This is a genomic window from Komagataeibacter intermedius TF2 (assembly GCF_000964425.1).
Taxonomy (GTDB): Bacteria; Pseudomonadota; Alphaproteobacteria; order Acetobacterales; family Acetobacteraceae; genus Komagataeibacter; species Komagataeibacter intermedius.
Genome location: NZ_BANF01000384.1, coordinates 1 through 10,594, shown reverse-complemented (window position 1 = coordinate 10,594; position 10,594 = coordinate 1). Strand labels below are relative to the sequence as shown.

General features: G+C 62.4%; 13 protein-coding genes and 1 pseudogene. 7 read left to right on the top strand and 7 right to left on the bottom strand.

Annotation, left to right across the window (positions count from 1 at the left end; translation table 11 throughout):
• Positions 1-270: pseudogene (locus tag B7449_RS17665) on the bottom strand (energy transducer TonB); the annotation flags it as partial.
• A gap of 119 nt (positions 271-389) precedes the next feature.
• Between B7449_RS17665 and B7449_RS17660 the strand changes: the two are divergent.
• Together B7449_RS17660 and B7449_RS17655 are read left to right on the top strand one after the other, a co-directional pair.
• Positions 390-851, top strand: a complete 462-nt coding sequence (locus B7449_RS17660; protein ID WP_235721308.1) for a DUF2946 family protein — start codon at positions 390-392, stop codon at positions 849-851.
• 65 nt (positions 852-916) lie between these two features.
• Entirely contained in the window at positions 917-3,067 is a 2,151-nt protein-coding gene (locus tag B7449_RS17655; RefSeq protein WP_039733449.1) for a TonB-dependent receptor, read from the top strand.
• A 123-nt stretch (positions 3,068-3,190) separates the two neighbouring features.
• Here the strand turns inward: B7449_RS17655 and B7449_RS17650 are convergent, their stop codons facing one another.
• The gene (locus B7449_RS17650) at positions 3,191-4,579 is read right to left on the bottom strand and encodes a lipopolysaccharide biosynthesis protein (protein WP_039733450.1); all 1,389 of its coding nucleotides are present in this window, start codon (positions 4,577-4,579) and stop codon (positions 3,191-3,193) included.
• A gap of 194 nt (positions 4,580-4,773) precedes the next feature.
• Entirely contained in the window at positions 4,774-6,150 is a 1,377-nt protein-coding gene (locus B7449_RS17645) for an O-antigen ligase family protein (protein WP_235721309.1), read from the bottom strand.
• A gap of 83 nt (positions 6,151-6,233) precedes the next feature.
• Here B7449_RS17645 and B7449_RS17640 point away from each other — a divergent pair, with 83 nt between their 5' ends.
• Entirely contained in the window at positions 6,234-6,413 is a 180-nt protein-coding gene (locus B7449_RS17640) for a hypothetical protein (RefSeq protein ID WP_039733452.1), read from the top strand.
• Between the two features lie 9 nt (positions 6,414-6,422).
• Here B7449_RS17640 and B7449_RS17635 read toward each other — a convergent pair whose 3' ends face one another.
• Positions 6,423-7,271, bottom strand: coding sequence for a cytochrome c (locus B7449_RS17635; protein ID WP_235721310.1), 849 nt, complete (start codon positions 7,269-7,271; stop codon positions 6,423-6,425).
• A gap of 407 nt (positions 7,272-7,678) precedes the next feature.
• On the opposite strand from B7449_RS17635, the gene B7449_RS17630 reads away from it, so the two are divergent.
• From B7449_RS17630 to B7449_RS17620, 4 genes are all read left to right on the top strand, one after another.
• The gene (locus B7449_RS17630; RefSeq protein WP_039733453.1) at positions 7,679-7,933 is read left to right on the top strand and encodes a hypothetical protein; all 255 of its coding nucleotides are present in this window, start codon (positions 7,679-7,681) and stop codon (positions 7,931-7,933) included.
• 186 nt (positions 7,934-8,119) lie between these two features.
• Positions 8,120-8,281: a hypothetical protein gene (locus B7449_RS21535; RefSeq protein WP_167335765.1), complete on the top strand. Its 162-nt coding sequence runs from the start codon at positions 8,120-8,122 to the stop codon at positions 8,279-8,281.
• 428 nt (positions 8,282-8,709) lie between these two features.
• Positions 8,710-8,964, top strand: coding sequence for a type II toxin-antitoxin system HicA family toxin (locus B7449_RS17625; RefSeq protein WP_039733472.1), 255 nt, complete (start codon positions 8,710-8,712; stop codon positions 8,962-8,964).
• Positions 8,961-9,293: a type II toxin-antitoxin system HicB family antitoxin gene (locus B7449_RS17620; protein WP_039733455.1), complete on the top strand. Its 333-nt coding sequence runs from the start codon at positions 8,961-8,963 to the stop codon at positions 9,291-9,293. Before B7449_RS17625 ends, B7449_RS17620 begins: the two co-directional genes overlap by 4 nt.
• 426 nt (positions 9,294-9,719) lie before the next feature.
• Here the strand turns inward: B7449_RS17620 and B7449_RS23680 are convergent, their stop codons facing one another.
• From B7449_RS23680 to B7449_RS17610, 3 genes are all read right to left on the bottom strand, one after another.
• The gene (locus tag B7449_RS23680; protein ID WP_264996730.1) at positions 9,720-9,842 is read right to left on the bottom strand and encodes a hypothetical protein; all 123 of its coding nucleotides are present in this window, start codon (positions 9,840-9,842) and stop codon (positions 9,720-9,722) included.
• A gap of 106 nt (positions 9,843-9,948) precedes the next feature.
• Positions 9,949-10,149, bottom strand: a complete 201-nt coding sequence (locus B7449_RS17615) for a hypothetical protein (RefSeq protein ID WP_039733456.1) — start codon at positions 10,147-10,149, stop codon at positions 9,949-9,951.
• Between the two features lies 1 nt (position 10,150).
• Complete coding sequence (locus tag B7449_RS17610) at positions 10,151-10,513, bottom strand: hypothetical protein (RefSeq protein ID WP_039733457.1); 363 nt, start codon at positions 10,511-10,513, stop codon at positions 10,151-10,153.
• Between the last annotated feature and the right edge of the window lie 81 nt (positions 10,514-10,594).

The following is a 10,594-nucleotide window of genomic DNA, read 5'->3' as shown; positions in this document are numbered from 1 at the left end:
TGGCTGTGGCTGTGGCTGTGGCTGTGGCGTAGCCGGTTCAGGGGCGGGCGCAACCTCCGGATGGTCGAAAAAGACCTGAATACTGCTTTTTTCACTGGGCGCATCCGGCACCTTCGTGCGCCCCGGCAGCAGCCATGCGCCGATCATGCCATGCCCCAGCACGGCCAGAAGCACCGCCCACCCCGCCACCATGCGCGCCCGGCGGCCACGCATATGCGCGACATCGGGGGCAAGCAGCCTGCCTGTGGTCCTGTCTTGCTGTTGCGGCACGGTTCCATCCATTGCAGCCGGTATGACGGCCCGCGCCCCATTTGACAAAAAGGGATGCAGCCACGAGAACATAAATCCGTTACCGCCTTATCTTACAACCAGAAAGAACCAGTTCAATCATGGGCCACGCCCGCCACCCCTTCATGCACGACATGCCTGTGATCCGCTGGATCATGGTGCTGTGCGCGTGCCTGGGGCTGTGGGGGCAGTTGCTGATTGAAAGCCGCAGCATGCCGGGGGAACTGCCCCGCGGCACCATAATGCGGCTGACGGGGATCGACATCGCCCCGCCGGGACACACGGCCACCACCGCCCACGCATTCCCCCATCACCATGCCATGATGGACGGCATGCCCGCACACCCGCATGACACGCCCCCTCACACGGGCCACGATCATGCCGATGGGTGCCCGCTGTGCCCGCTTTTGCACCTGCCCGCCCTTGCGCTGACGCTTCTGCCGTTCCTGCCCCTGCCCCCGCTGGCATGGGCACAGGCCCGGCATGAGCCGCGACAGCCCCGCGCGCCTCCTGTTCCCTCCCTTGGTCTCCCCCCCTCCCGCGGGCCACCTTCCGTTTCCTGAACCCATGCGCTGTCGCATGCCCGTACGGGCATGCGCATTCCCGTTTCCTGTTCAGGACATGAAAAGTGACTTCCATAAAAAGAACGGCCGCGCCTTTTGCCGTGGCTGCTGGCGGCTGCATGCTGGCTGCCTGCCTGCACCCCGTGGCGGCACGGGCTGAAACCACCGTAACCCTGCCCGGCCTGTCGATCGAGGACACGGTCGAGGACACCCCCATGGGGGACCGGCTGCTGTCGGCCAGTTCCCCCTCGCAGGCGGCACGGACCACGGCGCAGCTGAGCAGCCCCGACACCGCCAACCTGTTTCGCAACCAGATGGGTGTCAGCACCTATGCGGCGGGCGGCCTTGCGTCCCTGCCGGTCATCAACGGCATGGCGGATGACCGCGTGGCGACCGTGGTCGATGGCGTGCGCATTGCTTCGGGCTGTCCCAATCACATGAACCCCGCCCTGTCCTTCATCGACCCCGACAGCGTGGAAACCGCCACCGCCATTGCCGGGATCACCCCCGTCAGCATGGGCGGCGACAGCACCGGCGGCACGATTGATGTCGAACGCAAGGACCCGCAGTTCGCACGCCATGGCAGGATACTCGTGACCGGGCACGTCACCGGCACCTATCGCAGCAATGGCGGCGGCTACGGCGCATCAGGCAGCCTGACGGTGGCCAATGACATGTTCAGCCTGCGCTACAATGCATCCTACAGCCAGGCGGGCGATTACAGTGGCGGCGGGGATGCCGGGATTGTCCGCTCCACCAGCTACCTGACCTACAACCACGACGTGACCTTTGGCCTGCACAAAGACAATCACCTGTTCACCCTGACATTCGGGCAGCAGGACACGCCGCATGAAGGCTTCGCCAACCAGTACATGGACATGACCAACAACCGCTCCACCTATGTGAACGGCAAGTATGTCGGCACCTTTGACTGGGGTGAACTGGAGGCACGTGGCTACTGGCAGCGTGAGGACCATGCCATGGACTTCCTGCCCGACCGTGCCAAGACCACCCACATGCCCATGAACACCAACGCCCGCATGGCGGGATACAGCATAAAGGCCACGATCCCGCTGGCGGAGGGGCAGACCCTGCGGCTGGGCAGTTCGTTCGACCATTCCGGGCTGAATGACTGGTGGCCGCCTGTCGCGGGCAGCATGATGATGGGACCGGACACCTATCACAGCATCAATGACGGGCACCGCGACCGGCTGGGCCATTTCGTGGAATGGGAAGCGGCATGGACCCCGCGCGTGACCACGCTGCTGGGCTTCCGCAATGATCTGGTCATGATGAATACGGGACCGGTATCCGGCTATTCCTCCTCCATGATGAACCAGGCCAATGTCGCCGCGGCCAATGCCTTCAACGCCACTGACCGGGGCCGGACGGACGTGAACTTCGACGTGACGGCCCTGGTCCGCTGGAAACCGCGCCGCGACCTGACGATCGAAGGCGGCTATGCACGCAAGACCCGCTCACCCAACCTGTATGAACGCTATGCATGGGGGCGGTCTGCCATGGTCACCAGCATGATCAACTGGTTTGGCGACGGGAACGGCTATGTCGGCAATCCCGACCTGAAGCCGGAAGTGGCCAATACCGCCTCCATCACCGCCGACTGGCATGATCCCGACGGGGACAGGTGGGACCTGAAGGTCCAGCCGTACTATACTTACACCCATAATTACGTAAACGCGCAGCGCCTTGCGTCGGCGGGCCAGTTCTACACGCTGGGATTCGTCAACCATAATGCCCAGAGCTATGGCATCAACGGTTCAGGCAATTACCGCCTGTGGCAGAACGCCCGTTTCGGTCGGGGGGAAATCGTGGCCAATATCAACTGGGTGCGTGGCCAGGACCTGACCAACGGCGCGGGGCTGTATCACCAGATGCCGACCAACGGCAGCGTGTCGCTGAATGAACGGTGGAAAAACTGGAGCGGCCGCGTGGAAATGACCTTCGTCAAGGCCAAGGACACGGTAGACTGGGTCCGCAATGAACCCCGCACCCCCGGTTATGCCCTGCTGGGGCTGGGGGGGCAGTATCACTGGCGCTACATGACGCTGGACGCCAGCATCGACAACGTGCTGAACCAGAAATACGAACTGCCGCTGGGCGGGTGGTCGCTGGCGGATAACGCCGCAACCGGCGTGCTGCGCGCGCTGCCCGGCATGGGCCGGTCATTCAATGTCAGCCTGACGGCCAGTTTCTGAACGGCCATGCCGTTCCGGGCGCCGCCTTTGCGCGGAAAGGCGGCGCCAACCAGTGACTTCTGAAAAAACGTCACCAGAGCCGTCCCTGGAATTTACAGGACGTTTTCAACCGCCGCCGCGGGATTACATTCCCGTGCCCTTTTCAGGCACGGGCGGCAGGGTGGCGGGCGGAACATCCCCGGTCACCGTGCCTGCCGGCCTGCGCCCCGGCGCCATACGGCGGAACCACGCCACGACCGGCCGCAGGCAGACGGCCAGCATGATCAGCCCGGCCACGTCGGCCGCCGCCGCCGCCCCTTCCAGATGCCACGTCATGGTCATGCCATACACCAGCGGCAGGTAGGTCAGGGTGACGATGATCCGCCCTTTGAGCACCTGCGACACCTGTCCGATCACGGTCAGCAGCGGTTCCAGCGGCACGACCCCAAGGCCGAGTATCGCGCTGCCCAGCATCAGCATGATCAGGGACCGCCCCCCGTGCCAGTGCACATGCAGCATCCATGTCAGCAGGATATTGCCCACCGCCATCGCCACCCCCATCAGCAGGACGGAAAAACCGCCGATCATCAGGAACAGCTTGATCGTCACGCGCTTGATTCCATACCAGTCCTGCTCTTCACGCAGGCGGATGAATTCAGGATACAACGCGGGCATCATGAGCTGCGCAGGCTTGGCGATCCCCTCGCCAATCTGGCGGGACACGCGATAGACCGCCGCATCCGCCGGACCAAGGATTCCACCCACCAGCAGCGTGCCGAACTGGTTGAATACCGACCCCAGCAGGTGGTTGCAGCTGGTGGACAGGGTAAAGCGCCAGATGCCCGGCGCATCGCCCGCCTTCAGCGGTGTAAACAGGCTGAAGCGCAGCGTCCCGCCCGTATGCCGCAGCTGCATCCACCCCAGCCAGGTACTGCTCAGGAACATGATCAGCTGCGTCATGCTCCAGACCAGAAGGTAATAATCCAGCCCCATATGATACATGAAACCGATGCCCGACCCCACGGTGCGCACCAGCGCGCCGGACAGGTCGGTCAGCATGGTCAGCCAGAAGGAATTGCACAGCCGGAACACCCCGGCCGACCAGCTGGTGTTCATGAACGCGATGGTCAGCATATAGGCGCAGGCGGCCCCCTGATCCGCCGCCGGCCACCCCATATAGGTACCGAACAGCGCAACCCCCAGCGTACCCACCAGCCACCCGACGCCGCCGCTGATGTAATCGGCACGGATGCAGAACGCCAGCACGCGCGAAAACTGCGCCTTACGGCCATTGGTGAACGGATCCGTACCGTAATGCAGCAGTGGCTGCCACGACAGCAGGTGCGTGGCCTGCGATACGGCGGCCCCGAATGTCGTGACCAGCATCAGCACGCCGAACTGCGACAGCCCCAGTGCGCGCACTGCCCATGCGATATAGACGAAACTGCAGATCGCATTCGTCGCCCGCCCGGCGATCAGGAAACCGGTATTGCCGAAAATGCGCTTGAGCGCATCCCGTTCAGAAGTGGACATGGGCGATCACACGTACAAAAACCCGCGCCTGGAATGATTCCAGACACGTTCCCTCAGAACAACAGGCGAAAACGATAGCGCAGGCTCCCCTTGCTGGATACGGGCGTGGGTCAGGGCAGACAGGCTGCTGCATCTGCCATCTGTCATTCGGCACCGTCCACCCGGGGCACTGTAGTGCGCCGGGGCAGCCGGGGCTAGTCCCTGCCATGCACGTATTGCAACCGGGATGCAACTGGCGAGACTGCCAGCGCCCATCCCGTAACCATGAACAGCCACCCGCCCGAAGGCTGCGTCAGGAACGAACTGGTGGACGCCACCGGCCAGAAAACCAGCGTGACAACCACCGCCAGCATCAGCCGCTGCGGGTCGCGTGCCGGGGCCATACCCCGCCATATCGGCACCAGCAGGCAGGCAACCAGTGCAATGAACAGTCCCATTGCGGGCATACCCCCCATCGTCCCCAGCAGCAGGTAATAGTTATGTGGATGCAGGTTGCAGCCCGTAGCCCCCCCGTGCGGTCCCTCGGCTATGCCCAGCCAGGGCAGGCCATGGAAATAGGCCGGATCGGGGCAGGCATGACGGAACCCGTCAAACCCCAGCCCGAACCATGGGTGCTGCTCGATCATCACCCCCGCGCGGATGAACAGCATGCCATACGGACTGTCGGCAAAGGCATGCATGTGCGCGATGAAGTTCACGACCAGCTTGTTATACGCCTGTGGCGCCAGAACGGGCGACAGCGCGACACCGCACGCGCCCAGCACGCCCACGGCCAGCAGCCCGACCCGCAGGCGCGGCACCAGCAGTCCGGCAAGACCCATCCCTCCCAGCATGAGGAAGAGCGGCATGCGCTGCGCCACCAGCACCATGGTCAGGATCAGTCCCAGCAGCATGGCGGCCGCCATGATGCGCCCGCGCGCGCCATCACGTTGCGACAGGCGGATGGCGGTGGGAAACAGTCCCGGCAGCGCCGTCATGAACAGCCCGGACCCCACGCGCGGCGCCCATAACGGCCCCAGCAGCGCGCCATCCGCCCAGCGGCCATATCCCCAGATGTTGCGCCCGCAGATATATTGCTGCCAGCACCCCGCCACCAGCCATATGGCGACGCCCCCATAAACCCGCGCCAGAACGGCGCGGATGCGGATATCAGGCAGGACCCATGTCTGCAGGGCGGCGACAAACAGGAAATACCGCCCGAAGCACAGCGACTGCATGACCCCGTGCGCCCCCTGCGTAACGACGGAAGACAGGATGATCTGCCCCCACAGCAGAACCGCCACCACGACCCATGGCTGGCGAAGCCATGCCCAGTGCCGGGTCAGCACGGCATGGACGACAAACAGCACGGCCACCACCGTCAGGACGATTTCCGCCGGGGCCAGCGCATACAGCAGCAGCACCGGCATGGGGATGACAAGGCCGGTTGCAATCCGCCACATCCAGTGTTCGACCTGCTGCATCGTCCTGCGTTCTCCCCACCCGCGCCAGTTCAGGGGGGATGTATCGCAAGACAGGCCAGCCGCAAAACCGGAACCGCCCGCACATGGTGACGTTCCGGTTTCTGTCATGGCACAGTTGCTCCCAAGCATTTGTCAAACCATCCGAAGACCCGCATTGTGCATGTTGACGCATGAAACCCGGGAGACGTCATATGGAAGACGAAGACGGCATCGTAACCGAACGCAACGTTCTGCTAGGCGAAATACGGAGCGACCTTGAACGCCTGTCCAACACGATGGATGACACGCAAACCATCACGGATGAGATTCGTTCCACCATTGCGATGCTGGGTGACAAACTGGATGCGCTGTCCGACCTGATGCGCCGCTGATCCCTGGCCCTACTGCAGGGGTGTCCCCTTATCCAGACGGGCCAGATAGGCGTGAATGGCGTCGATGTCCGCATCACTCAGCGCGGCAGGAGGAAATCCTTCCATACGCGCGGCGGGCCAGTGCCGGAGCGCACGCGGATTGCGCACCAGAGCGTGGAAACCTGCCGGGGTCAGGTAGCGCACGGCATTGACCGGCAGTCCGAGGTCTGGCCCCTTGTCAGCCGTTCCGTTCCCGTTAAGCCTGTGACAGGGCATGCAGTCGCTGAGGAACAGGGTCTGCCCCTGCCATGCGGGATCGCTCCGCGGTAACGTGGCTGGCAGCCCAAGTCCCGGCCACCGGGCAATGGCCGACGTTTCCCCCTGTATCGATACCAGGCGGTCAACCCACTGCTCCTGCCCGATCCGGCCTGCATTCGCGCCAACCCATACCAGCACGAATGGCCCGAGATCCTCACCCTGCGCCGAATGCCAGGGCCGGGTGGGGTTTTCAATGGCGATCCACGGCTGCACGCCATACCCGGCCGCCGTGGTAACCGTGTCCATAGGCAGTTCCGCCACGAAGCCATCCACCGCCCCCAGGCGCAGGACATCGGGCGTCGCGCCGGAACCCGTCATGGCGGCAAGCGGCACGGCTTCGACCTGCGGGCCGATATGTTCCGGATCGACCGCCAGCGTGACCGTCCGCTGTTGTGGCATGGCCAGCAGGGCCGCGCGGGTATAGGTCCGCGCATTTGCCTGTCCCGCCGCCGTAACGGCCAGCGTCCCCTCCTGCGTGGCGGCTGTGGCAGGCGGACCATATGCCCCGGCCATCAAAACGACCGCCATGCAGGCAAGGGCCGCCATCATACTTCCGGCCATTGCCCGTCCATGGCTGCCCCGCGCCTTTCGGTTCACAGTGGAATGGCAGGCGCCGCGGCCCACCCTGCCCTGCGCGGTATTGTCCCGAACGCGGTGCGCCAGCCCTGGGCGTATCATGTCGGGGGTGGGACAGTCTGGCATCCGTAAGTCCTTGCGATACTGAAACAGACTGTATTGAGATCGTGCCAGCCCGATCACGTCAAGACCGAACCACCGCAACCTGTGTTTCCTGATCCGGCCGGAATGTGCCGGATCGACCCGGGACGGGCCAGAAACCGCAGACAGGGCACAGGACATGATAGGGCGCGGTTGAATTGTAACTTTATGTTGCCAAACGGTCGCCATATTCAGGGAGCCATACTTTTCCGTCGGCGCTCACCGCCGGAAACAGGAAAAGGAACGCAACAATGCGCAAATCCGCTTCACTTCTCGCAGCCCTGGCTGCAATTGCCGTTGCCACACCCGCCATGGCGCAGGGAACGAATGACTACTGCAAGGCGGTCACCAGGCAGCCCAGCGGAGAATGGAAAATCAACTCGGACACCACTGTCATGATCGGGGGCGCGCGGGTCGATCTGAAGCCACAATCGGTCTATCGCGGCGAAATCAAGATCAATGAAGAAGACCTCCACAACGAATTCGACAAGAACTGCAAGAAGTAACAGGGCTTCCATCCCTGTCGGGCGGCCCTGCAATCCCGCCCGGGTCCGGTAAGGGCCGCTTCGCACATGAGGCGTGTCCTTACCTTAAAAATTTCCTTATCCCACCGACACAAAATGACATTATCCCGACATGCGCCGGATACACATGCCAGTTATGACGCTTTCCTTACCTGAATGGAGGACGTCATGATCAGGAAAATCGTCTTTCTGACGCTGGCTATGCTGACGGCGGGACTGGTCAGTTATCCGACCATCACCAGCGCCCATCGGATTATCGGCCCGATCTCCCTGTTCGATCAGGGTCAGGATACACCGGTCCGTTCTCCGCCTCCGCTGCGATATCCATGACATTCGCCCGCCTTTTCCATCAAATGGCGTACGGCGGATGATACCAGACCGACTGCAGCATGCTGGCACACAGCAGGGTATGGCAGGCAGATGAATACAGCCGGTTTTTGTGCATGCTAACATCTAGACGGCGGCGGAATACCTAGCTAAACAGACGATATGGAGAGGTGGCCGAGCGGTTGAAGGCAGCGGTCTTGAAAATCTCCGCCACTCTCCGATAAATTTCCAAAATCGTTTATTATCAATACGATGGCGTGCGTTCATATTCCGCATGTAACGCCCTGCTCCTGCCTGCCCGAACATCAGGTCGGCACAAAAAACGGCACAGCCATCGACGCGGATCACCTGCCAGATCGCGGATGATTGCCGGAGATCACCCGGTATGGTTTTTCGTTGAATATGATACCATATTCCAGTATCATTCATTTATGAAAGCCAAGCACCGTCGGACTCTCGAACTGATCTTCAGGCGGCCTGTCTCCGGCAACGTGCCATGGGGCGACATTGAAGCCCTGTTCATCTCACTGGGCGCCGAAGTGTCAGAGCGGGAAGGATCACGCATTGGCGTGGTCCTGTTCGGGGAAATCAGGGTCTTTCACCGCCCTCACCCCAAGCCGGATACGGACAAGGGTGCTGTGGCATCAGTGCGGAAATGGCTGGAGCAGAACGGAGTAACGCCATGAACAACGTGATGGAGATTGGCGGCCACCGGGCCGTCATCCAGTTTGATCCGGAAATCGGCATGTTCCGGGGCGAGTTCCTTGGTCTGAATGGCGGGGCGGACTTCTACGCAGACAGCGTGGAAGGGCTGCGCAAGGAAGGCGAGACCTCGCTCCGCGTGTTTCTGGAAATGTGCGAGGAAAAGGGGATCGCCCCTACCAAACGCTACTCCGGCAAGTTTCAGGTCCGCCTGTCACCGGATGTCCATGCCCGCGCCGCTGAGATCGCGGCCGCCCGTGGCGTAAGCCTGAACCGGCTGGTTCAGGATGCGTTGGAGCTTGTGGAGCGGTAAGTTCGCCTGACCGGGACCACGGTTCTTTTCCGGTGTTTTGTAGATGACAACAGAAAGACGGCACCAGTTTCAACTATTCGGAAATTCCGAATAGTTCACAGGTCGCGCCGTAGCGAAAAGCGGCATGAACGCCGGGGTACGCTCCCGGCGGCACAGAGGCTCCAACTGTTGAGCAATCCTCAATAGTTGGCGGGAGCGTGGCCCGAGCGCGTTGTAGGGCCCCACGAATCCCCCGGCTGCAACAACGAGCCAACAGAACGGCAGGGCCTTAACGGGTTCCTGCCGTTCTGTTATGAAAATCCGGTTTTGCTAACACGACATGCCAATGCGTTAGCGTTGTCGATCGATCGTTAACATCAAAATCGCTTGTCGATCACTTCTGACACACGCTCCGCAAACAGAACAGCCGGTGGAGCCAGCGCCGGATCATGGCGGCGGGGGACCAAGATTATCCCGCACATAGCGGCGATGGTCGGCACGCTCCACAAAATAGATCACCCACGCCAGCCCCGACTGTGCCACGATGATGCCAAGAGCCGCCCAGATCATTCCATCCGTCCCTGCCGCCAGCAGTCGCGCGCGAACGCGATGAGCAGATAGCCCACCGCGCTCCCCGCCCCCAGCACGAAGCCGAGGGCTATGCCGACGTAGAAATTCACGATGCCTGGATGGCCGCGTTATCGGCCTTGCACTTGGCGTAGATCGCTTCGATGTCGGCTGCGGTCGGGCCGGTGCTGCTCTTGGTCTGCTCGACCGCCTGCACGATGGTGGTCCATGCTTCGGGCCCGTATTTTTCGATCAGGCCGATGACGGTGGTAGCGCCGCTTACGATGGCGCTGATTTCCGCTGTATCCATATCAGTTGCTCCCCGTGGTCGTGGTCGCCTGCGCGTCGGCCAGCGCGGATTGCAGTCCGGCCAGCGCGCTTTCGGCAGTGGAAACGGTGGTGGTGGTCAGGCTGTCGCCTGCGGTGATGGCGTTATCCAGCGCGTTCAGCGGGGTCATGGCGGCGGCGGATGCCGTCTTGATCTCTGCCTTGACCGTGGCGTTCACATTGCCGCTGGCCAGATAGGCTTCGGCACCAGTGGCGGCCACGTGGTAGGCGCTCATGGTGTCGTATGCGGCCTTCTGCAGGTTCACCTGCCTGTCGGATGCACATGCCCCGAGGGTGGCCAGCGAGAGGACGGCGGCGCAGGCCGCCAGGCGGGATCGTTTGATCATGTCGGTTCCTTATGGCCAGATCACGGCTGGCGTGTAGGCGGACCACGTGTTCTCTGCCGTGCAGACGTAGATGCCGCTGGA

Coding starts and splice junctions, on each gene's coding strand:
- B7449_RS17660 (WP_235721308.1), top strand. CDS start 390: ATGGGCCACGCCCGCCACCCCTTCATGCACGACATGCCTGTGATCCGC.
- B7449_RS17650 (WP_039733450.1), bottom strand. CDS start 4,579: ATGTCCACTTCTGAACGGGATGCGCTCAAGCGCATTTTCGGCAATACC.
- B7449_RS17645 (WP_235721309.1), bottom strand. CDS start 6,150: ATGACAGAAACCGGAACGTCACCATGTGCGGGCGGTTCCGGTTTTGCG.
- B7449_RS17640 (WP_039733452.1), top strand. CDS start 6,234: ATGGAAGACGAAGACGGCATCGTAACCGAACGCAACGTTCTGCTAGGC.
- B7449_RS17635 (WP_235721310.1), bottom strand. CDS start 7,271: ATGGCCGGAAGTATGATGGCGGCCCTTGCCTGCATGGCGGTCGTTTTG.
- B7449_RS17630 (WP_039733453.1), top strand. CDS start 7,679: ATGCGCAAATCCGCTTCACTTCTCGCAGCCCTGGCTGCAATTGCCGTT.
- B7449_RS21535 (WP_167335765.1), top strand. CDS start 8,120: ATGATCAGGAAAATCGTCTTTCTGACGCTGGCTATGCTGACGGCGGGA.
- B7449_RS17625 (WP_039733472.1), top strand. CDS start 8,710: ATGAAAGCCAAGCACCGTCGGACTCTCGAACTGATCTTCAGGCGGCCT.
- B7449_RS17620 (WP_039733455.1), top strand. CDS start 8,961: ATGAACAACGTGATGGAGATTGGCGGCCACCGGGCCGTCATCCAGTTT.
- B7449_RS23680 (WP_264996730.1), bottom strand. CDS start 9,842: ATGATCTGGGCGGCTCTTGGCATCATCGTGGCACAGTCGGGGCTGGCG.
- B7449_RS17615 (WP_039733456.1), bottom strand. CDS start 10,149: ATGGATACAGCGGAAATCAGCGCCATCGTAAGCGGCGCTACCACCGTC.
- B7449_RS17610 (WP_039733457.1), bottom strand. CDS start 10,513: ATGATCAAACGATCCCGCCTGGCGGCCTGCGCCGCCGTCCTCTCGCTG.